At 70.1% G+C, this 22,230-nt stretch carries 24 protein-coding genes and 1 other RNA gene; 12 read left to right on the forward strand and 13 right to left on the reverse strand.

What is annotated here, in order from left to right; translation table 11 throughout:
• Window positions 1-360: 360 nt before the first annotated feature.
• Window positions 361-1,941, reverse strand: coding sequence for a signal recognition particle-docking protein FtsY (gene ftsY / locus SYV04_RS18980; protein ID WP_321547241.1), 1,581 nt, complete (start codon window positions 1,939-1,941; stop codon window positions 361-363).
• A 68-nt stretch (window positions 1,942-2,009) separates the two neighbouring features.
• On the opposite strand from ftsY, the gene SYV04_RS18985 reads away from it, so the two are divergent.
• Window positions 2,010-2,564 (forward strand): hypothetical protein, encoded by a 555-nt coding sequence (locus SYV04_RS18985; RefSeq protein WP_321547242.1) that lies wholly within the window; start codon window positions 2,010-2,012, stop codon window positions 2,562-2,564.
• Between the two features lie 8 nt (window positions 2,565-2,572).
• On the opposite strand, the gene rnpB is transcribed toward SYV04_RS18985, so the two are convergent.
• From rnpB to SYV04_RS19000, 3 genes are all read right to left on the reverse strand, one after another.
• Window positions 2,573-2,967, reverse strand: an RNA gene (rnpB, locus tag SYV04_RS18990) — RNase P RNA component class A.
• 51 nt (window positions 2,968-3,018) lie between these two features.
• Entirely contained in the window at window positions 3,019-3,645 is a 627-nt protein-coding gene (locus SYV04_RS18995; RefSeq protein ID WP_321547243.1) for a ribonuclease HI family protein, read from the reverse strand.
• 5 nt (window positions 3,646-3,650) lie between these two features.
• Window positions 3,651-4,376 (reverse strand): zinc ribbon domain-containing protein, encoded by a 726-nt coding sequence (locus SYV04_RS19000; RefSeq protein WP_321547244.1) that lies wholly within the window; start codon window positions 4,374-4,376, stop codon window positions 3,651-3,653.
• A 296-nt stretch (window positions 4,377-4,672) separates the two neighbouring features.
• Here SYV04_RS19000 and SYV04_RS19005 point away from each other — a divergent pair, with 296 nt between their 5' ends.
• Entirely contained in the window at window positions 4,673-5,317 is a 645-nt protein-coding gene (locus SYV04_RS19005; protein ID WP_321547245.1) for a hypothetical protein, read from the forward strand.
• Between the two features lie 215 nt (window positions 5,318-5,532).
• Complete coding sequence (locus SYV04_RS19010) at window positions 5,533-5,700, forward strand: hypothetical protein (RefSeq protein WP_321547246.1); 168 nt, start codon at window positions 5,533-5,535, stop codon at window positions 5,698-5,700.
• 94 nt (window positions 5,701-5,794) lie between these two features.
• On the opposite strand, the gene SYV04_RS19015 is transcribed toward SYV04_RS19010, so the two are convergent.
• Window positions 5,795-6,085: a TIGR02300 family protein gene (locus SYV04_RS19015; RefSeq protein ID WP_321547247.1), complete on the reverse strand. Its 291-nt coding sequence runs from the start codon at window positions 6,083-6,085 to the stop codon at window positions 5,795-5,797.
• A 151-nt stretch (window positions 6,086-6,236) separates the two neighbouring features.
• On the opposite strand from SYV04_RS19015, the gene SYV04_RS19020 reads away from it, so the two are divergent.
• The 4 genes from SYV04_RS19020 to SYV04_RS19035 are packed head-to-tail and all read left to right on the forward strand — an operon-like array spanning window position 6,237 to window position 9,243.
• A complete protein-coding gene (locus tag SYV04_RS19020; protein ID WP_321547248.1) occupies window positions 6,237-8,036 on the forward strand; it encodes an AgmX/PglI C-terminal domain-containing protein in 1,800 nt (599 codons plus the stop codon).
• 12 nt (window positions 8,037-8,048) lie between these two features.
• Complete coding sequence (locus tag SYV04_RS19025) at window positions 8,049-8,312, forward strand: EutN/CcmL family microcompartment protein (protein WP_321547249.1); 264 nt, start codon at window positions 8,049-8,051, stop codon at window positions 8,310-8,312.
• Window positions 8,309-8,578, forward strand: a complete 270-nt coding sequence (locus SYV04_RS19030; protein WP_321547250.1) for a EutN/CcmL family microcompartment protein — start codon at window positions 8,309-8,311, stop codon at window positions 8,576-8,578. Before SYV04_RS19025 ends, SYV04_RS19030 begins: the two co-directional genes overlap by 4 nt.
• Window positions 8,575-9,243, forward strand: a complete 669-nt coding sequence (locus SYV04_RS19035; protein WP_321547251.1) for a class II aldolase/adducin family protein — start codon at window positions 8,575-8,577, stop codon at window positions 9,241-9,243. The genes SYV04_RS19030 and SYV04_RS19035 overlap by 4 nt, the downstream gene beginning before the upstream one ends.
• 6 nt (window positions 9,244-9,249) lie before the next feature.
• On the opposite strand, the gene SYV04_RS19040 is transcribed toward SYV04_RS19035, so the two are convergent.
• Window positions 9,250-9,756 carry a hypothetical protein gene (locus tag SYV04_RS19040; protein ID WP_321547252.1) on the reverse strand — a complete coding sequence of 169 codons (507 nt, stop codon included), beginning with the start codon at window positions 9,754-9,756 and terminating at the stop codon, window positions 9,250-9,252.
• A gap of 66 nt (window positions 9,757-9,822) precedes the next feature.
• Here SYV04_RS19040 and SYV04_RS19045 point away from each other — a divergent pair, with 66 nt between their 5' ends.
• Window positions 9,823-11,022, forward strand: a complete 1,200-nt coding sequence (locus SYV04_RS19045; RefSeq protein ID WP_321547253.1) for an MFS transporter — start codon at window positions 9,823-9,825, stop codon at window positions 11,020-11,022.
• 23 nt (window positions 11,023-11,045) lie between these two features.
• On the opposite strand, the gene SYV04_RS19050 is transcribed toward SYV04_RS19045, so the two are convergent.
• The 3 genes from SYV04_RS19050 to SYV04_RS19060 are packed head-to-tail and all read right to left on the reverse strand — an operon-like array spanning window position 11,046 to window position 13,856.
• Complete coding sequence (locus tag SYV04_RS19050; protein WP_321547254.1) at window positions 11,046-11,288, reverse strand: DUF3006 domain-containing protein; 243 nt, start codon at window positions 11,286-11,288, stop codon at window positions 11,046-11,048.
• A 10-nt stretch (window positions 11,289-11,298) separates the two neighbouring features.
• Window positions 11,299-12,660 (reverse strand): ComEC/Rec2 family competence protein, encoded by a 1,362-nt coding sequence (locus SYV04_RS19055; protein WP_321547255.1) that lies wholly within the window; start codon window positions 12,658-12,660, stop codon window positions 11,299-11,301.
• Window positions 12,657-13,856, reverse strand: coding sequence for a ComEC/Rec2 family competence protein (locus SYV04_RS19060; RefSeq protein WP_321547256.1), 1,200 nt, complete (start codon window positions 13,854-13,856; stop codon window positions 12,657-12,659). Before SYV04_RS19060 ends, SYV04_RS19055 begins: the two co-directional genes overlap by 4 nt.
• 107 nt (window positions 13,857-13,963) lie before the next feature.
• On the opposite strand from SYV04_RS19060, the gene deoC reads away from it, so the two are divergent.
• The 4 genes from deoC to SYV04_RS19080 all read left to right on the forward strand — a co-directional run bounded on the left by deoC (window position 13,964) and on the right by SYV04_RS19080 (window position 17,850).
• Window positions 13,964-14,890 carry a deoxyribose-phosphate aldolase gene (deoC, locus tag SYV04_RS19065; protein WP_321547257.1) on the forward strand — a complete coding sequence of 309 codons (927 nt, stop codon included), beginning with the start codon at window positions 13,964-13,966 and terminating at the stop codon, window positions 14,888-14,890.
• Window positions 14,891-14,909: 19 nt separating this feature from the next.
• Window positions 14,910-15,302, forward strand: coding sequence for a TraR/DksA family transcriptional regulator (locus SYV04_RS19070; RefSeq protein WP_321547258.1), 393 nt, complete (start codon window positions 14,910-14,912; stop codon window positions 15,300-15,302).
• Between the two features lie 51 nt (window positions 15,303-15,353).
• Entirely contained in the window at window positions 15,354-17,108 is a 1,755-nt protein-coding gene (locus SYV04_RS19075) for a phospho-sugar mutase (RefSeq protein ID WP_321547259.1), read from the forward strand.
• A 67-nt stretch (window positions 17,109-17,175) separates the two neighbouring features.
• A complete protein-coding gene (locus SYV04_RS19080) occupies window positions 17,176-17,850 on the forward strand; it encodes a hypothetical protein (protein ID WP_321547260.1) in 675 nt (224 codons plus the stop codon).
• A 12-nt stretch (window positions 17,851-17,862) separates the two neighbouring features.
• Here SYV04_RS19080 and SYV04_RS19085 read toward each other — a convergent pair whose 3' ends face one another.
• From SYV04_RS19085 to SYV04_RS19100, 4 genes are all read right to left on the reverse strand, one after another.
• Window positions 17,863-18,426 carry a sensor histidine kinase gene (locus tag SYV04_RS19085; RefSeq protein WP_321547261.1) on the reverse strand — a complete coding sequence of 188 codons (564 nt, stop codon included), beginning with the start codon at window positions 18,424-18,426 and terminating at the stop codon, window positions 17,863-17,865.
• A 281-nt stretch (window positions 18,427-18,707) separates the two neighbouring features.
• Window positions 18,708-19,637, reverse strand: coding sequence for an ABC transporter permease (locus tag SYV04_RS19090; protein ID WP_321547262.1), 930 nt, complete (start codon window positions 19,635-19,637; stop codon window positions 18,708-18,710).
• Entirely contained in the window at window positions 19,630-20,742 is a 1,113-nt protein-coding gene (locus tag SYV04_RS19095) for an ABC transporter permease (protein WP_321547263.1), read from the reverse strand. Before SYV04_RS19095 ends, SYV04_RS19090 begins: the two co-directional genes overlap by 8 nt.
• Window positions 20,735-22,213, reverse strand: a complete 1,479-nt coding sequence (locus SYV04_RS19100; RefSeq protein WP_321547264.1) for an ABC transporter ATP-binding protein — start codon at window positions 22,211-22,213, stop codon at window positions 20,735-20,737. Before SYV04_RS19100 ends, SYV04_RS19095 begins: the two co-directional genes overlap by 8 nt.
• Between the last annotated feature and the right edge of the window lie 17 nt (window positions 22,214-22,230).

A 22,230-nucleotide genomic window follows, 5' to 3' on the forward strand; every position in this document is an offset into this window, starting at 1 on the left:
GTGCAGACGGTGGAGAGTCTATGACGGCGAGATCTCAGCCCCGCTCCAAGCGTTCGGTCTTCCTGCTCGACGTCCTCCTGGAGATCCGGGAGGAGGCCAGGCGCGGACGGCCCATGTGGCTCTTCTTCGGCGCCGAGCAGTTCGATGCGATGGTCGCGTACATCACGGGCTACATCTCCTGCTGCCACCGCAACGGTTTTCAGGACCGGGAGTGGGGCGCGTTCATGGCGTGGCTGCGGGACGTGCGCAAACGCATGCCCGAGGGCTGGGCGCGCAAGTACGTCGAGGACGCTGGTGGCGACCACGTGAAGGCGATGGTGAAGTTCCTGGACTACGTCGCGGAGTTCCGCGACCTGCCCGCTAGTCGAAGAGCGCCTTCACGAACTCGCGGGGCTCGAACCGGCGCAGGTCGGCGATCTTCTCGCCGACGCCCACCCACACCACCGGAATCTTGAGCTCGTCGCAGATGCCGATGATGACGCCGCCCTTCGCTGTGCCGTCCAGCTTGGTGAGCGCGATCGATGTGACGCCCACCGCCTCCTGGAATTGCTTGGCCTGCTGAATGGCGTTCTGTCCGTTGGTGGAGTCCAGCACCAGCAGCACTTCGTGAGGGGCGCCTGGCAGCGCCTTGCCCATCACCCGGTGTACCTTCTTCAGCTCCTCCATCAGCGGAGCCTTGGTGTGCAGCCGGCCCGCCGTGTCCGCGATGACCACGTCGGCCCCTACCTCTCGGGCCTTCTTCACCGCCTCGAACACCACCGCGCCCGGATCCCCGCCTTCCTCGCCCTTGATCAGCTCCGCCTTGGCGCGATCGGCCCACACGTCCAGCTGCTCCGTGGCCGCTGCGCGGAAGGTGTCTCCCGCCGCCAGCACCACCTTCTTGCCCTGACCGGTGAGCTGCGCCGCCAGCTTGCCGATCGTCGTCGTCTTTCCCGCGCCGTTGACGCCCACCACCATCACCACGTGCGGCGGCCCGCCGCCCTCCAGCGAGCGCGGCACCGGTAGGTCGACAATTCTCGCCACCTCGTCGCGGATGAGGCCCTTCATTCGCTCGGGGTTGCTCAGCTCGTTGCGCTTGAGCTTCTCGCGCGCCACCTCCACCAGGTTCGAGGCCGTGCGCACGCCGATGTCCGCGGTGAAGAGGATCTCCTCCATCTCCGCCAGCACCGACTCGTCCACCTGGCGGTTCTGCCCGAACAGGCCGTTGAGCCGGGCCATGAAGCCTTGGCTCTTCGTCTTGTCCAGGCCCTGCGCCAGCGTCTTGCCGGCCTCGGCCTGCAGCTTGGCTCGCTCGGCCGCAGCCTCCGCCTGCCGGGCTGCCTCCGCCTCCGCCTCCGCCTGGGCCTTCTGCTCCGCCAGCAGCCGCTCGGCCTCCTCGCGCTCGCGCTTCTTGCGCTCCCGGGACTCCTCCTCGAGCGCCTTCTTGGCGCGGTACTCGGCGCGCTTCTCTTCCTCCTCCTGCTCCTTGAGCGCCCGGACTTGCGCCTCCAGGCGGGCGCGCTCGGTGGCATCCTTGGTCGTCTGGGCAGCGCGGGCAGCCTCCTCGCGCTGGCGGGCCAGGGCTTCGGCGCGGGCATGGGCCGCGTCGGCCTCGCGCTGGCGGGCCAGCTCCGCCTCCGTCTTCGGCAGCTCTACCCGGAGCTGCGGCGTCTCGGCGGGCAGCGTGGGCTTCTCGGCCTCGATGGGCTTCGCCGGCTTACCGGGCTCGGGCGCGCGGCGCGGCTTGAAGAAGAGCTTGCGCAGCGCCAGCAGCATCAGCACCGCGAAGAGCGCCAGCACCCCGTAGCCCACCACGGTGGACACGGGGCTGGCCTCGGGGGCCGGCACCCCCGTCTCGGTACCCGGAGGGAGGCCCGGCGTCGTCGGCTCCGGCGGAGCCGGAACGGGAGCGGGGACCGGCACCTGCGCGGCGAGGACGTCCAGGAAATTCGGAGTCTTCATAGGGCGCACCGCTTATACCAATCCCCTGGTGGATGCAGCGCCCGTGGACCGGTAAAAACCGCTCCACCATGCGCCTTCCGTCTCTTTGTCACCTCCTGCCCAGCCTGTTGCTCTGTGCCTGCATCGTCGAGGCTCCCGGAGGCGCCAGCGAGGCCGAGCGGCGCCAGGCCACCGTGCAGCAGGTGCCGCCGCTGTCCATCAAGAGCGGCGCCAACCTCGGCGGGAAGGTGGAGATCGCCGGCGCCTCGGTGCAGCCGGGCAGGGTGGTGCCGGGCGAGCCGGCCCGCATCACCGTCTTCTTCAAGGTGCTCCAGGCCATCCCCGAGGACTTCACCGTCTTCGTCCACGTGGAGGACGCCGAGGGGCGCATGGAGCGGATGAACCTCGACCACAAGCCCGCGGGTGGCCTCTACCCCACGACCCAGTGGCGGCCCGGGGAGACGGTGAAGGACGAGTTCTCCCTCTACCTGCCGCCCGACACCCAGGCGCGCAATGTCGTCATATGGATGGGGCTCTGGGACGCGCGCACCGACGCCCGCATGCCGCTCACCAACCCGGAGGCGGTGCGCAATGACGGACGCCACCGCCTGCTGCTGGCGCAGGTGCCCGTGGCGACACGCTGAAGGGAAAAAACCGGAGCGGCCCTGTAAGCCGAGTTTTGTCCCCACCCCTTTCGGAGTGGGCGGCGAACATTCGTCTAGGGCCCTGGTTGCCCAGGGGCCTCATCAGCGAGCAACCCGGACGCTTCGGACGGGCAATCCTTGTCCCCCAACCGCGAGGACGCGTCCCTATTGGCTCTTGCTCCAGGTGGGGTTTACCGTGCCGCTCGAGTCACCCCGAGCGCGGTGCGCTCTTACCGCACCGTTTCACCCTTACCCGCCCCTTGCGGAACGGGCGGTTTGTTTTCTGTGGCACTGTCCTGCGAGTCACCTCGACTGGCCGTTAGCCAGCACCCTGCCCTCTGGAGCTCGGACTTTCCTCCCGCCACCCGTTCCTGCAGTGGCCAGCGTTCACCCGGGCCGCTCCGGCACTCCGCGTCTTACAACAAGTCGCGGGCCGGCGGCACTCCGAAGGCGGCTACAGCTTCTCGTCGATGGCCCGGTTGCTCATCTCATCCGCCGCCGCGTTCATCTCTCGCGGCACGTGGACCAGCTTCACCCGGGAGAACTCATTGAGGAGCTTCACCGCCTCCTCATACAGGGGGCGCAGCGTCGCGCTCTTCACCTGGTAGCGCCCACCCAGCTGGCGGATGAGCAGCTCGCTGTCGGCGAACACTTCGACTTCCTTGGCCCCCAGCGCCTTGGCGTGCTTGAGCCCCAGCAGCAGGGCCGAGTACTCGGCGTAGTTGTTCGTCTGGTGCCCGAGGTACTTGCCCAGCTGGGCCACCACCTTACCGCCCGGCTCGATCAGCACCGCGCCGGCACCGCTCGGGCCCGGGTTGCCGCGGGCCGCGCCATCCGAATACACACGCAGTCGGGGCAGGGGCTCACGCGGCTCCTCGGAAGGCTCGGCCGGCGCGGGAGCCGAGGGCTCCGCCGCACCCGGGGGACCTCCCAGACGCTCGGCGGCCTCCTCCAACAGCTGACCCAGCCGCTCGCGGGTGAGCCCCCGGAACGCGCGCACCGTGGCGGTGAGCGGCTCCTCCCGCGCGATGTGGCGCAGGATGTCGGCCTCGCTCGGCGGCGGCTTCGTGGCGCGCGGCACGGTGCCTACTTCTCGGTGGGCTCGGCGAGCGCCTCAACCGCGAAGATGATGCGGTTGCACGACGGGCACACATCCGTCCCCAGCGAGGTGCGCAGCTGGTTGTAGAGCTGCGGGGGCACGTTCATGTTGCAGCCCTGGCAGGTCCCCGCCACCACGCCCACCAGCGCGGGCAGCTTCTTCTTGCGCACCGTGTCGTAGCGACGCAGCAGGTTGGAGTCCACCGAGGACGCCACGCCCGAGCGCTGTCCCTCGAGCTGCTTCACCTGGCCCTCGGCCTCGGCGAGCTTCGAGCGCAGCTCCGTCATGCGTGTGACGAGCTGCTGCTGGCGGGCGGCGAACTCCGACTCCTTGCCCTTGACCGCCTCTCGCGCGGCACCCAGCGTCTTGGTCAGCTCGACCAGCTCGTCGGCCATGGTGAGGTTCGCCTTCTTGGCGATGTCGATCTCACGGGCCAGCGCCGAGTACTCACGCGTGGAGCGCTGCTCGGCCAGCCGCGCCTCCCACTTCTTCACCTTGTCCTTCTCATCGGTGATGTTCTGCTCGAGCTGGGACTTCTGCCGCTCGATGTCCGCCACCCGGCTGCGCTCGGCCTCGATCGCGCTGCGCGCCGTTCCGAGTTCGCGTTCCAGCTCGGCGATCTGCTTGGGGTGGACGTCCGCGGCCTTCCGCAGCGCGGCAACCTCGAGATCCACCTTCTGGAGGTTCGCCAGCGCCTTCAATTTCTCCCGCAAAGTTGCTGCCTCCCACGAGGACCACACCGGCGTGTGGCCGGCGCACATCTACCAACAAAATGCATTGGGGTCCAACGCGCAGATGGTCTGAACGTCATCCCCGCCGTCTCTTTGGGTCCGGATTTGAAACGGCTGGGGCGAACCGTTACACGGCCTGCGTGCGCAATGCTCTCCTTGTCGGTGCGCTGATTTCCAGCGCGCTCCTGCCTGCCTGCCGTCCTTCCTCGGAGTCCGGCGCCACGCCGCCCGCCTCCGCTCCAGCCACGTCCGCCCCCACGCCTCGCGCGGCGGCGCCCGTGGGGCGGGGTTTCATTGAAGGCCAGGTGCGGCTCACGGGCACCCCGCCTCCGCCCGCCCTGCTGGAGACCACCCCCTCGGTGGCCGCGACGTGTGGCGACACGGTGCCCGATCGCTCGCTCACCATGGGAGGGGAGGGGGCCCTGGCCCAGGTGGTGGTGGCGCTCGCCGATGGCGCCGCCCTGCCCGCGGAGGGTGTGAATTCACCCCCCGCCCTGCTGGATCAGAAGAAGTGCTCCTATGAGCCGGCGTCCCTGGCCGCTCGCGCGGGCACTTCCTTGGAGGTGCGCAACTCGGATCCCGTCATGCACAACGTGCGCGCCGTGGCCGGCACCCAGTCCATCTTCAACGTGGCCATGCCGCTGGAGGGCATGAGCCTCAAGAAGCCGCTGCCTGCGAGCCCGGGCATCCTCCAGGTGAAGTGCGACGTCCACCCGTGGATGCGCGCCACCGTCCGCACCTTTGATCATCCGTACTTCACCAGCACCGATGCCCAGGGCCGCTTCCGCCTGGAGGTGCCCGAGGGGACCCACACCGTGACGCTCTGGCACCCGCGGCTGCCCGAGGCCTCCCAGCCCGTCACCGTGAAGGCCGGAGAGACCATTCGCCTGGAGCAGGCCTGGGCCGTGGGCGAGCTGCGCTGATCCGCGACGCCCCACGGGTCAAAAAAGACACGGGGGTGTCCTGGAGCAGCACAGTATTCCCTGACTATGTCTGAATGCAGGTGGGCTGTAGGGGAGGGTCAATCCCCCCTGGCTGCTAACCGACTGAAAAGTCAGGCCTGCGAATGGGAATTCTAACTTGGCGGCAAAATTGCTATTGAGTGGATCACCAACTCCTAGGGGGGAGATCGCCCACGATGCACGCCAAGAAGAAAGCCACTGACAGGGCCGACATCCGCACCGAGGACGCGAAGCAGCTTCCGTCTCCGCGTCCGCTCGGGCTGCAGACCCTGGGGCCCACGCGCTACGAGCAGATCCGCCGCGCCCTGCTCGAGCTGGACCTGAAGCTCGCGTCCGAGAACTGAGCGGACACCCGCAAAGACAAAGGGGCCCCACGCTCTCGTGGAGCCCCTGAAGTCGGGCGGCAAGACACGGTGGGGTCGCGAGGACCCCCCAGCCTCAGATGTCCTCTTCCTCGTCGGCGCCCTCGATGGGCTCCTCGTCCTCGAAGGTCTCGATGTCGTCCTCCTCCTCGGAGGCCTCGGCGGGCTCCTCGGGCTCGGCGGGCTCGATGACCTTGGGCGCGGCGGCCAGGCGGCCCCGGCGTCCTTCGCTGGCGGGCTTGAGCGCTGGGCTCTCGCGCTGATCCGCACCACACTTCGGGCAGACCGGGTCCGGCTTCTTCAGGTCATAAAACTTCGTACTGCACTTGAAGCAGACGTACTTCGATCCGAGGTCCTTGGCCGGCATCTCGCCACCTTCTGGATACGAGGAAAGCAGAATCCCTGAGGCGCGGCTCAATAGTTGGCCCTTCGAAAGGAGTCAACGGGACGTTTTGCGCTTATAGAGACTGGGGTAGATTGCCCCCCTTGTTTTCCCCCAGCGCGCACCGGTCGCCCCTTTGAACTTTTCCTGTGACAATTGTCAGAGGCGGTACTCCATCGCGGACGAGAAGGTCCGCGGGAAGACCGTCAAGGTCCGTTGTAAGAACTGCCAGAACGTCATCTCCGTCCAGGGACCTCCCCTCGAGATGGAGGAGAGCACCCGAGTGGTGTCGCTGGCGGACGTGGAGCGCATTCGAGAGCAAGAGCGCGCCGTCGCGGCCGCCGCCAGCGCTCCAGCCGCCCGTGCCGCCCCCAGCCCCTGGGAGGAGGAGCCCACCCGCGCCGCCCCCGCCCGCCCGGCCAGCGCGCCGTGGTTCGTGATGGTGAAGAGCAAGCAGGAGGGCCCGTTGGACGAGGCCGGCCTGCGAGGGCTGATGGACAGTGGCGCCATCAACGCGCGCAGCTTCTTCTGGCAGCAGGGCATGGCCGACTGGAAGCGCGGCTCGGACATCGCCGAGCTGGCGGCCCTGTTCGCCCCGCCGCCCGAGCCGCAGGCGCCTCCGGAGCTTCCGCCCGAGCCCGCCACCGTGGCCGTGCGTGGGCAGCAGCAGCGCTCCGCCCGCGCCCAGCCCGAGCCGGAGCAGGACTCGTCGTGGGATGATCAGCCCACCTCGGTGGGGCACATGGCCGCCGCCCCGGCGGGCCGTGAGCCGTGGGACCTGGATCCGCCCGAGTCCGCGCAGCAGCCCCGGCAGCAGCAGGCGCAGCAGCCCTGGGACATGCAGCCCGAGGAGCCGCAGCAGGACGCGGCCTGGAACGAGCCCCAGCCCGAGGAGCCGCAGCAGGACGCGGCGTGGAACGAGCCCCAGCCCGAGGAGCCGCAGCAGGACGCGGCCTGGAACGAGCCCGAGCAGCCGGCGGCCTCTGGTAACGGCAAGGCGGGCGTTGGGGACGATCTGTTCTCGGATCTGGATCTGCCCGACCGCAGCGAGCCGGAGGAGCAGCCCGAGCCCCCGACGGCGGTCAACGCGGACGCGGATCCGCTGGCCGCCGTGGGTGGAAAGCCCGCCAAGGGCGACAAGAAGAAGCCGGTCGAGGACACGCGCCACTTCATGGTGCAGTCGGGCGTTACCCGCCGCAATCCGGTGTGGAAGATCGCCCTCTTCGTCCTGCTGCCCATCCTCCTCCTCGTGGGCGGGGCGTTCGCGCTGGACCGGGTGAACGTCATTCCGAAGATGAAGACGGTGACGCCCGAGGGCAAGACGGTGGAGAAGTCCTACTTCTCCGGCGAGGGTGTCAGCGAGCTGAGGGACCGGCTGATGGGACGCAACAAGCCCGCGCCCACGCCCGCGCCCGTGCCGCCGGGCACGGACAAGAAGCCGCAGCCGAGCGGCGGTGGCGCGCAGAAGCCCGCGCCGGGCGCTCCGGGGGAGACGGCTCCGGTGCCGGAGACGGGCAAGTCCGCCGAGGAGCTCAAGGCGCTCTACGGGGACACCGCGAAGACGGCGGTGGGCCCCGAGGTGCGTGAGGACGCCGAGGTGGCGGCCAAGGACGCTGCGGGCCAGGGCGGCCCTCCGCAGGAGGACATCGCGCGCGTGGTGGCGCAGTCGCAGGGCGCCATCCAGTCCTGCGTGGAGCAGGAGCTGCGCAAGAACCCCTCCTTCAAGGGCGGCAAGGTGACGCTGGTGGCCACCGTGGGCACCTCGGGCACCGTGAAGAGCGCGAAGCTGGACCGCAAGGACCTGGACAGCGCGCCGGTGGGCGAGTGCATCAAGAAGGGCGCCCGGAAGATGGTCTTCCCGTCCTTCAAGGCGGAGGACGGAACGGAGGAGGTCGAGCTGCAGATCCCCCTGGTCCTCTCCTCCGGGGCGATGTAACAGGCCGCGCGCATGTACCTGGGACGCGTCCTCGGCACCGTGGTGTGCGAGCAGAAGTACGAGGGGCTCGAAGGCAAGCGCTTCCTGGTGGTCCAGCCGTTGGACCACCAGCTCGAGCCCATGGGCAGCCCCGAGGTGGCCGTGGACACGGTGTCCGCGGGCCCTGGCGAGCTGGTGTACCTGGTGGGCAGCCGCGAGGCGGCGCTCGCCCTGCAGCCGTCGTTCGTCCCGGTGGATGCCGCCATCGTCGGCATCGTGGACTCGGTGGACGTATGAACCTGTGCAAGGTGCTCGGCACCGTCACCGCCACCGTCAAGCACCCGGCCTTCACGGGCCGGAAGCTCATGGTGGTGCAGCCGCTGGATGAGCGTCAGCAGCCGCTGGGCAAGAGCTTCATCGCGGTGGACCACACCTCCTCTGCCGGGCCAGGGGACGTGGTGCTGGTGATGCGCGAGGGCGGCGGGGTGCGGCAGATCCTCGGGGACAAGACGCTGCCCATCCGCTCGTTGATCGTCGGCGTGGTGGACGAGGTGGTGACGTGAGCGAGGGCTTCGTGCCGCTGCCGAAGCTGCGCGCCGACGTGGTGGCCACCTCCCACCGGCTGCACGAGTACGGCTGGGTGGCCAACCACGATGGCAACGTCTCGGTGCGCCTCAAGGGCGAGCGCTTCCTGATTACCTGCACGGCGGTGTCCAAGCGCGACATCGACGACGCCTCGCTGCTGGTGGTGGACGCGCAGGGCAAGGTGCTGGAAGGGCGGCGCAAGCCCTTCAGCGAGCTGGAATTGCACCTGGCCATCTACCGGGCGCGGCCCGAGGCCATGGTGGTGCTGCACGCGCACCCGCCCGTCGCCACCGCCTTCGGCCTGGTGGGGCAGGAGCTTTCGCCCATCGCGCTGCCGGAGATGGTGGTGTCCCTGGGAGACCGGGTGCCCACGCTGCCGCGCGCGATGCCCAAGGACCCCGAGGGCGTCAAACGCGTGGAGGCCGCCGCCGCCGAGTACGACGCCATGCTGCTGTCCGGCAATGGGGCCTTCACGCTGGGCGAGGACCTGACGCAGGCGCTGCTGCGCATGGAGCTCGTGGAGCACTACGCGAAGATCCTCATGGCCGCGCGCTCGCTGGGCACGGTGTCGCCGCTGGCGCCCGCGGACGTGCAGAAGCTGCTCGAGGCTCGCAAGAAGGCGGGCCTCGGACCCAAGCGGTAATCCTCGCTACGTCTCGGGCTGATAGTCCCGCTGGAGGCACTCCGCGATCCGGTCCTGGAAGGTCCCGGTGATGACCTGGCCCCAGGTGCGTGCCTCGCGGAATGTGCCCCGGTCGAGGTCCACCACGAAGAGGCTCTGGACGATGCAGCGCTGGTTGTCGATGACGTCCACGCTCGAGCTCAGGCTCGCCGCGCGATGCGTGAGCCCGCGACCGCTCCACACCACCTGGAGTCCCATTCCGTAGAAGAAGGGGAAGTAGCCCAGCTCCTTGCCGAGGGGCAGCTTGAGCTGCTGCGTGAGCAGCCCCAGGTCCTTGGTGCTCGGCGGGGCGTGCAGGTGGACCACGGCGCGGTTGGTGTTCCAGGTCTTGCGCACCCAGGCGCCCAGGAGGACTCCCTCCTCGAGCGGCGTGCCGAGTTCCTTGGTGGCGAAGCCCATGGGCGCGAGCGCCTCGGCAAGCTTCTGGGCCAGCGCCTTCTCCGCGGGAGCGATGGTCGAGGGGGAGGCCGTCACACCGGCGAACATAGAGCATGCCGCTGACGCGCGAGATCGGTGGGAAGCCCCTATTGTTGACTGACTGTGAGCAAGGACCGTCTCCCCCAACCTGGGTCTTCCGGGAAGCTGCCGCGCACGGTGGTGGTGCTCGGGGTGGTGTCGCTGCTCACGGATGTGAGCAGTGAGATGATCTTCCCGCTGCTGCCGGCGTTCCTCGCCGCGCGACTGCCGGCTGCACCGCTGCTCCTGGGGGCCATGGAGGGGTTGGCGGATCTCGTCGCCGCGCTCCTCAAGTACCAATCCGGCGTGTGGGCCGACCGGGCGCGGCGCCTCAAGCCGTTGGTGCTGCTGGGCTACAGCGTGTCCAGCCTCGCGCGTCCGATGATGGCCTTTGTCACCGCCGCCTGGCAGCCGCTCCTCATTCGCTCTCTGGATCGGGTGGGCAAGGGCGTTCGGACCAGCCCGCGGGATGCGCTCATCGCCCATGCGGTGCCCGCGAACGCCCTCGGTCGGGCCTTTGGCTTCCACCGGGGCATGGACCATGCGGGCGCGGCCCTCGGGGCGCTGGTCGCGATGCTGCTCGTGGCCGCCGGGCTGCGCGTGGAGCAGGTCTTCCTCGTGGCCGCCGTGCCGGGGCTGCTGGGCGTGCTGGCCCTCTTCCTGGCTCCCGAGCCTTCGCGCGAGCAGGTTCCGGCACCGGCGGCGGGCCCTCGGCAGCAGGAGCCCGTGCCCCGGCGACTGGCGTACTACCTCGTCCCGGTGGGCCTCTTTGGAGTCGCCAACTCCACCGATGCCTTCATCTTGCTCAAGCTGAGCGAGGAGGGCGCCCGTCCGGAATTGCTGCCGCTCGCGTGGCTGATGCTGCATGGGGTGAAGGCGGCGGTTTCCTACCCGGCGGGCTGGCTCGCGGATCGACTCGGCGCCGCGCGGCTGGTGATGGCGGGGTGGGGGCTCTATGCGATGAGCTACGTGGCCCTCTCGCGCGTGCATGGGGTGACGGGCACGCTCATCGTCATGGGGGTGTATGGGCTGTACCACGCGCTCTCCGAGGGGGCGGAGAAGTCGCTGCTCACCTCTCTGGTTCCGGCCTCCGCGCGGGGGCGGGCCTTCGGCCTGTACAACGGCCTCATCGGAGGCGCCTCGCTCGTGGCGGGGCTGCTCTTCGGCGCGGTGTGGACGCGGTGGGGAAGCTCCGTGGCCTTTCTCATGGCCGCAGCCCTCGCCGGGCTGAGCGTCGTCCTGCTCGGGTTCCTGTTGCCGCGGGCCCGTTCAAAACCTGTCTGACTGTCTGACAGGTTTGTCCGCGGTCAGAGGTCGAAGTCGCCGGGAGGCGCGGCCTTCTTCTGGGTGGCCCGCCGCCGGGCCTCGCGCACCTGCTCGCGCAGCGCCTCGGTCGCCTGGGCGTCAACCTTTCCCGTTTCCAGGTCGATGACGTCTCCCTCCCGCGCCTCGGCGGGCAGCTCCGCGCGCGGCCGCGTCACCTGGCGGCCGTCCACGATGAGCACGGCCAGCTCTTCCTCGAAGCGGTCCACCGTTGCCTTGCTGCTCATGGGCGGCTCCTCAGGGGTTGCAGTCCTTGGCGGGCCTGCGATCTTTTTCCGCCGATTCCCGGGTGCTGAAGGTGAGGAGGTTCTCCGGCGAGATTTTGCGGGCATTGCGGCACTCCGGGATGTGGAAGACATCGCTGCGGCGGCTCGCCACATACCGGCCCGGAGTCGCCTTGGACGGCGTCTTGGTCGTGCGGACACCCTTGGCCGGCTTCTCCGTGGCCGTGCCCATCTCGTCGATGTCCACCACCTTGTAGCCCGACAGGTCCACATCCGCCTTCGCCTTCGCGCTCGTGGCCTTCACCGGCACCGCCTTCACCGGCTCCGGCTTCGCGGCGACGGGGGGCACCACCGGCGGCGGGGCCGGCGGCTCCTCCGCCACGGGCTCGAAGGCGTGCTGAGCGTTGGCGGGCTCTCCCGGCGCGGCGCGCTGAGTCGTGAGCACGAAGCGCTTGCCGTCGCTCACCGCGTGCATCTCTCCATTCTGGTCCGTGCGGAAGATGCGCGCGTTGGCGGCCGCCAGTCGGTCGAGCGCGGGCTTCGCCGGCGGGCTTCCAGCCCCCACGCTCAGGATGGCCGCCCGTGGGCGCATCCACTGGAGGAACTCCGGGCTCGTGCCGGTATCCGCCCCGTGCGCGCTCACCTTGAGCAGCGTGGCGCTCAGCTTCCCCCCTCGCGCGAGCAGCGCGGCCTCCGTCTCGGCTCGCGCATCCCCCGCGAAGAGCACCGACGTCTCCCCGTGCGTCAGTCGCAGGACGATGGAGTTCGCCTGGTGCTCCGCGCTCTTCGTGTCCGCGGCGCCCTGCACCGTGAGCAGCGGCGTGGTGGGCACTCGCGGCCAGAGCACCGTCAGCTCCGCGCCTCCTCCCAGCGGCAGGCGCAGCGACTCCTCCGGCTGGGAGGGGTTGAGCGCCGGCGAGAAGATCTCCACGCCCCCCGAGCCCAGCGACGTGAGCAGCGCGTCGTAGTCCGAGGACGTGCCCGGAAGCTGCGGCTCGAGCAGCCGCTTCGGATCCGTCACCTTCTGGATCGCCTCCAGCGCGCCATAGTGGTCCGCGGCGGGGTGGGTGAGGACGACCAGGTCCAGCCGGCTCGCGAGCAACTCCGGTAGCCGGTTGGTCAGGTGCGAGGCCGCCGAGGCGGGACCCGTGTCGATGAGGACGGTGCGGCCCTCGGGCGAGACGATGAGCGCCGAGTCCCCCTGGCCCACGTCGAAGAAATAGACGTGCAGCTTGCCGTCTGGAGGGCCCGCCAGGAAGCGCGTCGCCGCAGCCGGGCTGGGGCGGGGGGGCGCGGAAGGAGACTTCGGAGGCGGCTCCTTGCACGCGGTGGCCAGCAGCAGCAGGCCGAGGAGGGGCAGCAGTCGCGCGTTCATGGGTGGCAGTCCTCGGCGGCACGGCGCTCACGGGCGGCGTCGGAGCGGCTCGTGTACACCTTGCGCTCCTTCGTCTTCGCGCGCTTCAGGGTGGAGCAGTCCTCCCGGTGGAAGACCTCGCTGCCCTTGAGGCTCACGAAGCGCAGGGCGCTCGGGGATGGGGAAGGTGTGGCGGGAGTCGGGGCCGGAGCCTTCCACGCCACTGGAACCGCCTCACGCCCAGTGGCAGCTGGGGCCGGGGGGGCGCTCGGCACGTTGACCACCGGCTTCACCTCGCCGGTAATCACCAGGGGCGGGGTGCCGCCCCGCGCGGCCTGCAGGGTGACGGTGCTCCCGTTGCTCACGGCCTGGATCTCGCCGTTCTGGTCCGTGCGGAAGACGCGCGCCTGCACCGCTCCGAGTCGCTCCAGCGCCTCCTGCGTGGGGTGGCCATAGTCGTTGCCAGCTCCGCAGGAGATGACCGCCGCCTTGGGCCGCACCGCCGCCAGGAAGGGCTCCGTCGAGGAGTGCTTGCCGCCGTGGTGCGCCACCTTCAGCACCGTGGCGCTGTAGTCGGCCTTCTGGCGCAGCAGCGCCGCCTCGGTGTCCGGCTCCGCGTCTCCCGTGAAGAGGAACGAGGTCTTCCCGTACGACAGCTTCGCCACGATGGAGTTCGAGTTCGGATCCGAGCGCGTGTTCTTCAGGAACGGCTCTTTCGGGTGGCGCGGCCAGTAGATGGTCAGCACCACGCCCTCGCCCAGGCCGATGGTGAGGAAGCTCTCCGGCGCCTGCGGGTTGGGCTGCGGCGTCATCACCTGGCCCACCTCGTCGCCCACGAAGTCCAGCAGGTCGCGGTAGGCGGCGCTCGGGTGGTCGAAGCCCGGGTCCATGAACCGCTTCGCCCCCACCGCCCGGATGGCGTCCTTCATGCTCCCCAGGTGGTCCAGGTGAGGGTGGGTGAGGATGACCAGGTCCAGCGGCGCGTGGACCAGCTGGCTCAGCCGGCTCGCCAGCCGCTCTCCGGCCTCTGGAGGGCCTCCGTCGATGAGGACCGTCTTGCCCGTGGGCGAGACGACGAGCGCCGCATCTCCCTGGCCCACATCGAAGAAATACACCGTGAGCGGCTTGGGAGCCGGGGCGGGGGAGGGCTGCGCCAGGCCCACCGAGGCCGTCAGGAGGACGAGGAGGAGGCTGAGCCACCGCGAAAAGGACGTCACGGCACGACTCTACCGCCTGCTCCCCCCGTGCGGCACCCGGCATGCGGGGGGGCCTTCCTCGTCCGAGTGCTTCCCGAGGGGCCCCTTCCTGGGTTACACCCGCCGCCATGGCCGAGGCTGATGACGTCAACCGGGTCGTCGATGAGATCGCCGACCGAGTCCGCCGCAGGATGCACGCCTTCCGAGCAGGCAAGGAAGAGCCCTGTACCACCTCTCCCGGGCCCTCCGCCCGGGAGGCGGCTCCGAGTGCTCCCAGTGCCCGTGAATGTGCGCCCTCGTGCGATGGGTGCGCCAATTTCGACAGCTGCGGCACCGTGGCCGCCGTGAAGTCCGGCGCCGCCCGTCTCGCCCCGGACGCCATCCGCACCAGCGCGGACATCGCCCCCTACATCGACCACACCCTGCTCAAGCCCGAGGCCAGCCGCGAGGAGGTCATCAAGCTCTCCGAGGAGGCCCGCAAGCACGGTTTCGCCACCGTGTGCGTGAACTCGTCCAACGTGGCCCTGGCCGCGCGCGTGCTGGCCGGCTCCAAGACGGTGGCCATCGCCGTGGTGGGCTTCCCCCTGGGCGCCGCGCTGCCCAGCGCCAAGGCCTTCGAGGCTCGCGAGGCCATCCGCTGCGGCGCGCGGGAGATCGACATGGTCATCAACATCGGCGCGCTCAAGGCCAAGGACTACGCGCTGGTGCTCAAGGACATCACCATGGTGGTGGAGGCCAGCCGCCCCCACCCCGTCAAGGTCATCCTCGAGACGAGCCAGCTCAACCACGAGGAGAAGATCGCCGGCTGCGTGCTCTCCAAGGCCGCTGGCGCCGCCTTCGTGAAGACCTCCACCGGGTTCAGCTCCGGTGGGGCCACCGCCGAGGACGTGGCGCTCATGCGCAAGGTGGTGGGCGATGACGTGGGCGTGAAGGCCTCGGGTGGCGTGCGCTCCTCCGAGGACGCGATGAAGATGATCCAGGCCGGCGCCAACCGCATCGGCGCCTCCGCCTCCGTGGCCATCATCACCGGGCAGAAGTCGACCGCGAAGTACTGAGGACTCGGGGGGAGCAGTCGTGACGGACGCCCAGCGAGAGGAACTGAGCAAGTTGCTGCTCGCCCTGCATGCCGAGCTCACCGGCAAGGCTCCGTTGAAGATCGAGCCGAACCGGACGGACGAGGCCCGCATCGGCGGCGACGAGGACGAGCAGCCGCTCAACGAGATGATGCAGGCCATCGCCTCCAGCCGGAACCGGAACATGGACGGGGTGCTCAAGCGCGTGGTGAAGGCGCTGGGCAAGCTGCGCAACGACCCCGATAGCTTCGGCGAGTGCGAGGACTGCGGCGACCCGCTGCCCTTCGGCCGGCTCAAGGCCATGCCGTACGTGGAGTTCTGCGTGGAGTGCCAGGGCAAGCAGGACAAGCCCAAGGGCGGGCCCACGCGCAAGAAGCTCACCGACTACACCTGAACCCAGCGTGCGCGGGCGCTCCGCGCATGGCTGGCGCAGAGGAGGCGGGATATGGACAGCACCGCACTGAGGGAGCAGGCGGAGGCGTGGCGCAAGGCGGATCCGGACCCCACCACCGGGGAGGAGTTGGCCCGGGTGCTGGCCTCCGGTGACACGGTGGACCTGGCCGACCGCTTCGCCGGCAACCTGGAGTTCGGCACCGCGGGCCTTCGTGGCGTGCTGGGCGCCGGCCCCAACCGGATGAACCGCGCGGTGGTTCGCCGCACCACGGCGGGGCTCGCGCGCTACCTCAAGGCCCAGATTCCGGACGTCGTCTCGCGCGGCGTGGTGGTGGGCCGCGACGGCCGGCGCATGAGCCCCGAGTTCGCCGAGGACACCGCCTGTGTCCTCGCCGCCGAGGGCATCCCCGCGCTCGTCTTCCCCTCGCTGGTTCCCACGCCGGTGACGGCGTTCGCCCTGCTGCACCTGAACGCCGCCGCGGCGGTGATGATCACCGCCAGCCACAACCCGCCCGAGTACAACGGCTACAAGCTCTACTGGAGCAACGGCGCGCAGATCATCCCGCCCCACGACAAGCGCATCGCCGCCGCCATCGACGCGGTGGAGCCTGCCAACCAGGTGCGGCTGCTCACGCCCGCCGAGGCTCGCGAGAAGAACCTGTGGCGCGAGATCCCCGCCTCCGTGGGCGACGACTACCTCAAGGCCATCCTCGGGCTCCGGGTACACGGGAGGGGCACGGACGCGCTCTCCATCGTCTACACGGCCATGCACGGCGTGGGCGGCACGTGGATGGAGCGGGCCATGAAGTCCGCGGGCTTCACCCGCTTCCACACCGTGGCCGAGCAGCAGCAGCCCGACGGCACCTTCCCCACCGTGCGCTTCCCCAACCCGGAGGAGCCCGGCGCCATGGACCTGTCGCTGGCCACGGCCGAGCGCGTGAAGGCGGACCTGGTGCTCGCCAATGATCCGGACGCGGACCGGCTCGCGGTGATGGCGCGCGACGCCGCTGGGGCGCTGCGCATGCTCACCGGCAACGAGGTGGGTGTGCTGCTGGGCCACTACCTGCTCACCCAGGGCACCAAGCGCGGCCGGCCCCACGTGGCCACCACCATCGTCTCCTCGGTGCAGCTCGGGCAGATCGCCAAGGACCTGGGCGCCGCCTTCGACGAGGTGCTCACCGGCTTCAAGTGGATCGCCAACCGCGCCTTGGAGCGCGAGCGCAGCGAGGGCACCCAGTTCGTCTTCGGCTACGAGGAGGCCCTGGGCTACACGCCCGGCACCGTGGTGCGCGACAAGGACGGCGTGAGCGCGGCGCTCGTGTTCGCGGACCTCGCGGCGTGGTGCCAGTCGCGCGGCGTCACGGTGCTCGGCTATCTGGAGGAGATCCAGCGCCGGCACGGCCTCTTCGTTGGCGCTCAGCGCAACTTCACCTTCTCCGGTCCCGGTGGCGCGCAGACCATCTCCGGCATCATGGAGGGCTTCCGCCGCGCGCCTCCCGCCAAGGTGGGCGCGCTCACCGTCGTGAGCCTCAAGGACTACAAGACCGGCGAGGCGCGCACCGGAGACCAGGTGGAGCGGCTCACCCTGCCGCCCTCCAACGTCATCGCCTACGAGCTGGAGGGCGGTGGCCGCGTCACCCTGCGCCCGTCTGGCACCGAGCCGAAGATCAAATACTACTTCGAGCTCAAGGAGACCCCCGGCGCCGGGGAGTCGCTCGCCCAGGCCCGGGCGAGGGCAGAAGGGCGCCTTCAGGCGTTCATCGACGCCTTTGTGACGCTTGCGCGTGACCGCGGCCAACCCGCCTGAGTCTTCTGGTAGGTGCATCCGCTCCTACCGGCCACGCCCCTCGCGTGGCCCCTTCCGAGAGGGCTTCGTGAAGCGTCTCCTCCCTGGGCTCATCCTCTGCTGTGTCCTCGCCGCTCCCTCCGCGTTCGCGCAGGAGGAGGGCGTCTCCTATGGGCGCGGGCAGGGCTGGTCCGTGCTCGCCGGCGACACCGTGGGCGCCAACAACACCGTCTTCAGCGGGCAGCTCGGCTGGCCGGGCATCTCCCTGGGCCTGCTCCACGGTGCCAATTCCAAGCTCGATATCGGCGGCAAGTTCACCTTCAACTATGGCCAGGAGGGCCTCGTCGAGGTGGTGGAGCCCGGCCTCAAGCTCCAGGCCTGGGTGCGGCTGATGCTCGCGCAGACCTCGAAGGTGTCCCTGGCCGTCACCTTCCAGCCCGGTCCGCTCTTCTACTTCCATGATGGGGACACGGATGTGGGCCTGGCCCTGCCCGTGGCGCTCGTGGCCGGCATCCCCGTGGGCAGCGCGCTCATGCTCAACGTGGGCCTGGACATCCCCTTCCACGTCTACTTCGGCACCGGCGGCGGCCCCGTGTTCCCCCTCCTGGTGGGAGGCGGCATGGAGTACTTCCTCGACCGGAGCCTGGCGGTGAACTTCAACGTGCGGATGGGCCCGTCCATCTTCCCGGACTCGGGACGCCGGGGGCGCAGCGAGGCCTACTTCACCCTCGAGGCCCTCTTCGGCGTCGCCTACCGCTTCTAACGACTCCCGCGACTACCAGGAGGCGTTGACCACCTTCGCCGTCGGCACGTCCACCGTGAACATGTTGCCGCCGGTGGGGCGGGGCTTCACCGTGAGCGCAGCGCCCATCTGCTCCGCCGCGTCGATGGCCGCCTGCATCGCGTCCTCGATGACCACGGCGGCGCCCGTGTCCTGCACCTTCAGCCGCGGGCCGTAGTCGCCGAACTCATCCGCCGGCTCCACAATCACGCGCAGCAGGTGCTTGCGGTCGGCCACCGCCTTCATCGCCTCCACGGCGCTGGCCACCAGCTGCTCCACCACCGCCGACAGCTGGCTGCGGGGCAGGTTCACCTGCACCGGCTCCTCCGGCAGGTGGTACATCACCTCCACCTGCTCCAGCCGACCCTCGGTCAGCATCTGGGCCACCACGTCCTGCGCCAGGTCCACCAGGTCCACCGGCGACTCGCGAAGCAGGGACTCCAGCGAGACCACATTGCTCACCGTGTCGGCGTCCACCGGACGCGACCGCGGGGCCGGAGACTTGTTCTCCAGCGACAGGGTCTTGCGAGCAGCTGCCGTCATCGCCATCGTGGCCATCGTCTGGCTACTCCCCCGGGGTGAAGGTGTGTCTCCCGGGCAGCAGAAGTTCCGTGACGCATTATCCCTCCTGCTAGATGTATGCCTAGATTTCGGCCTGAACGGTTTTTTGAAGGCGCGAGGCGAGTGTTCGCTTTCCCAAGCAATGACGCGCACTTACATCGTGGCATTGCTACTGATTCTCAAGAACCGGAAGCGCCGACAGAACAGAGGGTGGGTCAAATCGGAATCCTGGTCATTCCTGACCCGGGTGTCTTCCACCCCTCACTGGGGAATGAGGTTTAGCGGGATTCCTGCTCGTAGGGGGTGCCCAGGGCGGCCGGCGCGCTGCTGCGCTGGCCCTGGATGGCCAGCAGCACCAGCGTGAGCAGGTAGGGCAGGGCCAGCAGGAAACCCTGGGGGACGACTTCCAGGATTTCCGGGGCGCTGGAGGCCAGGCCAATCCGCAGGGCGTTGCCGAAGGCGAAGAAGCAGGCGGCGCCGAAGGCTCCCAGGGGGGTCCACCGGCCGAAGACCATGGCGGCCAGGGCCATGAAGCCCAGGCCCGCCGGGGTGTGCTGCTCGAAGCGGTCCAGCACGGCGGTGGAGAGCACCGCGCCGCCGAGCCCCGTCAGCATGCCTCCGCCCAGCACCGCGCCCCAGCGCAGCCCCGCCACGCTCAGGCCCAGGGTGGCCACCGCGTGCGGCTTTTCGCCCACCGCGCGCAGCCGCAGGCCCAGCGCCGTCTGGTGCAGCACCGCGTGGAAGGCGAAGGGCAGCACCAGCGACAGGTACGCCAGCCCCGGGTGGTCCGAGAGCGCCCGCAGCAGGGGCACGTGGTGGATCAGCGGCAGCTCCCAGCGCGGCAGCTGGTCGATGGGCGGCGTTCCGTTGGGGCTGAAGAGGGCTTCCAGCAGGAAGGTGCCGCCGGCCAGGGCCACCAGGTTGATGGCCATGCCGGACACCACCTGGTCCGAGCGCCAGCGGATGCTGAGGTAGCCATGCACCGAGGCCAGCGCCGCGCCCGCGAGCATGCCCATCACCACCGCCAGGGGCGTGGGCATGGCCAGCGCCGCCACCGCCGCGCAGAAGGCGCCCGCGCGCATCTGCCCCTCCACGCCCACGTTCACCACGCCGGCGCGCTCGGAGAGCACCCCGCCCAGCGCCGCGAAGATGAGCGCCGGCGCCGCGTCCAGGGTGGAGAACAGCAGCGCCTCGAGAAGCTCAAGCACGCGGCACCTCGGGGGAAGCCACCGCCGCCTTGCGTCGCTTCAGCAGCGCCAGCCAGATGAGCCGGCCAGCCACGAAGAGCAGGGCCAGGCCTTGGATGAGCTCGGGGAAGGTCTTGTGGACGCCGAGCAGCTGCATGCGCGTGCCGCCCGCGCGAAGGATTCCGAAGAAGAGCGCCGAGAGCGTCACCCCCACCGGGTGGTTGTTGCCGATGAGCGCGATGGCGATGCCGTCGAAGCCGTAGGGCGCTCCGAGCGCCCCGGGGTAGCGGAACTCGGTGCCCAGCACCAGCACCGCGCCCGCCAGCCCCGCCAGCGCGCCGGACAGGCCCATGGCCTCGGCCGCCCGCTGCTTCACGGGGATGCCCGCCGCCCGCGCCGCCTCCGCGCCCATGCCCGCCGCGCGCGTCTCGAAGCCCCGCCGCGTGCGGATGAGCCACACCCAGACGGCCAGCGCCACGACCAGCGCCAGCGGGAAGCCCAGGTGCAGTCGGGAGATGTCCCCCAGCAAGCGGGGCAGGTGCGAGGTGGGCAGCAGCTCCGCCGTGCCCGACACCGAGTGGCCTCCGGTGGACACCGCTCGCAGCGGGCCCACCACCAGCCAGTTGTCCACCAGGCTCACCGCCACCCAGTTGAGCATGATGGTGGAGATGACCTCGTGGACGCCGCGCAGCAGCTTGAGCGCCGCGGCAATCAATGCCCACAGCGCCCCGGCCACCGCCGCCGCCAGCAGCGCCAGGGGCAGGTGCAGCGGGGCTGGCAGGGAGACCTGCGCGCCCACCACCGCCGCGGCGAGCGCGCCCAGCACCATCTGCCCCTGCGCGCCGATGTTGAACAGGCCCGCCTTGAAGGCCACCGCCACCGACAGCCCGGTGAGGATGAGCAGCGCGGCCTTGCCCGCGGACTCACCCAGCGGACGGGCCAGCACGCCCACGTCTCCGCCGTCCAGGTAGCGGGGCCACTGGCCGATGCCGCCAAAGAGCATCTGCAGGTAGGCCTCTCCGGCCACCTTGACGTCCCGCGTGAGCGCGATGGCGATCCAGCACACCACCAACGCCAGCAACACCGAGAGGATGGAGGGGACCGCCGAGCGCCAGCGCTCACTCATGGCTGGGCTCCACCGCGCACATCATCCGCCGGCCGATCTCCTGCTCGTCGAACTCCGGCCGCGTGAAGGTGCCCGTCACGCGACCCTCGAAGAGCACATAGATGCGGTCCGACATCTCCAGCACCTCTTCCAAGTCCAGGGAGATGAGCAGCACCCCGGCGCCCCGGGCCCGCTCCTCGCGCAGCCGCGCGCGCACCTGCGCCACCGCGCTGATGTCCAGCCCGCGCGTGGGCTGCACCACCACCACCAGCTTCGGCTGCGCGTCCAGCTCGCGCGCCACCACCACCTTCTGCTGGTTGCCGCCCGACAGCCCCTGGATGGGCGCCGTCGGATCCGGCGGCCGCACGTCATACGCCGTCAGCAGCGCCTGGGTGCGCTTGCGCCGGTTGGCGAAGTCCAGCCACGGGCCGCGCGCGAAGGGCTCCTGCCCCTGCCGGCCCAGCGCCATGTTCTCCTCCACGCTCATGCCCTTCACCACCGCGCGCCACAGCCGGTCCTCGGGCACGTGGCTCACCCCGCGCCGCCGGGCCTCGGCCGGCGACAGGCGCTTGAGCGGCGCGCCCAGCAACATTCCGTGCCCGTCGTCCAGCGGGCGCAGCCCGGTGAGCACCTCGGCCAGCTCGCGCTGCCCGTTGCCGTCCACCCCCGCGATGCCGACGATTTCCCCGGCGTGTACCGCCAGCGCCACCCCGCGCAGCGCCGGGCGCCCGTCCGCCCCGCGCGCCTGCAGGTTCTTCGCCGCCAGCACCACGTCGCCCGTGGGTGGGTGGTAGGGCTCCGCCACCCCGGTGCTCGCTCGCATCTCGCCCACCATGAGGTTGGCCAGCGTGTTCGCGTCCGTCTCCGCCGCCTTCACCTCGGCCACCAACTTGCCGCGCCGCATGACGGCGATGCGCTCGGCCACGCTGAGCACCTCGCGCAGCTTGTGGCTGATGAAGACCACCGTGCGCCCCTGCTCCTTGAGCCCGCGCGCCACCCGGAAAAGGTCTTCGGACTCCTGCGGCGTGAGCACCGCCGTGGGCTCGTCGAGGATGAGCACCTGCGCGCCCCGGTGCAGCGCCTTGACGATCTCCACCTTCTGCTGCGAGCCCACGCTCAGCGTGTCCACCGGCGCCCGCGGGTCCAGCTGGAAGCCGAAGCGCTGGCACGTGGCGGCCACCTCCGTACACGCCCGGTCCAGGTCGAAGCGGCCCAGGCGCGTCGGCTCGCGGCCGAGCACCACGTTCTCGGCCACCGTCAGCGTGGGCACCAGCATGAAGTGCTGATGCACCATGCCAATCCCCCGGGCGATGGCGTCCCGGGGGCTCTTGAAATGCACCGGCTGGCCGTCGATGACGATGTCGCCCGCGTCCGGGTGATAGAGCCCGTACAGGACGTTCATCAGGCTGGACTTGCCCGCGCCGTTCTCACCCACCAGCGCGAGCAGCTCGCCCGCGCCGATGTCGAGAGACACGTCGTCCAGCGCGGCCACGCCGCCGAACCGCTTGT

The sequence above is a fragment of the Hyalangium ruber genome, assembly GCF_034259325.1.
In the GTDB taxonomy this organism is placed as follows: Bacteria; Myxococcota; Myxococcia; order Myxococcales; family Myxococcaceae; genus Hyalangium_A; species Hyalangium_A rubrum.

Bases quoted from the DNA above. Each gene is read 5' to 3' on its own strand.
- SYV04_RS19055 (WP_321547255.1), bottom strand. From the start codon at position 12,660: ATGAACGCGCGACTGCTGCCCCTCCTCGGCCTGCTGCTGCTGGCCACC.
- ftsY (WP_321547241.1), bottom strand. From the start codon at position 1,941: ATGAAGACTCCGAATTTCCTGGACGTCCTCGCCGCGCAGGTGCCGGTC.
- SYV04_RS19095 (WP_321547263.1), bottom strand. From the start codon at position 20,742: ATGAGTGAGCGCTGGCGCTCGGCGGTCCCCTCCATCCTCTCGGTGTTG.
- SYV04_RS19085 (WP_321547261.1), bottom strand. From the start codon at position 18,426: ATGGCCACGATGGCGATGACGGCAGCTGCTCGCAAGACCCTGTCGCTG.
- SYV04_RS19025 (WP_321547249.1), top strand. From the start codon at position 8,049: ATGTACCTGGGACGCGTCCTCGGCACCGTGGTGTGCGAGCAGAAGTAC.
- SYV04_RS19050 (WP_321547254.1), bottom strand. From the start codon at position 11,288: ATGAGCAGCAAGGCAACGGTGGACCGCTTCGAGGAAGAGCTGGCCGTG.
- SYV04_RS19015 (WP_321547247.1), bottom strand. From the start codon at position 6,085: ATGCCGGCCAAGGACCTCGGATCGAAGTACGTCTGCTTCAAGTGCAGT.
- SYV04_RS19030 (WP_321547250.1), top strand. From the start codon at position 8,309: ATGAACCTGTGCAAGGTGCTCGGCACCGTCACCGCCACCGTCAAGCAC.
- SYV04_RS18985 (WP_321547242.1), top strand. From the start codon at position 2,010: ATGCGCCTTCCGTCTCTTTGTCACCTCCTGCCCAGCCTGTTGCTCTGT.
- SYV04_RS19010 (WP_321547246.1), top strand. From the start codon at position 5,533: ATGCACGCCAAGAAGAAAGCCACTGACAGGGCCGACATCCGCACCGAG.
- deoC (WP_321547257.1), top strand. From the start codon at position 13,964: ATGGCCGAGGCTGATGACGTCAACCGGGTCGTCGATGAGATCGCCGAC.
- SYV04_RS19075 (WP_321547259.1), top strand. From the start codon at position 15,354: ATGGACAGCACCGCACTGAGGGAGCAGGCGGAGGCGTGGCGCAAGGCG.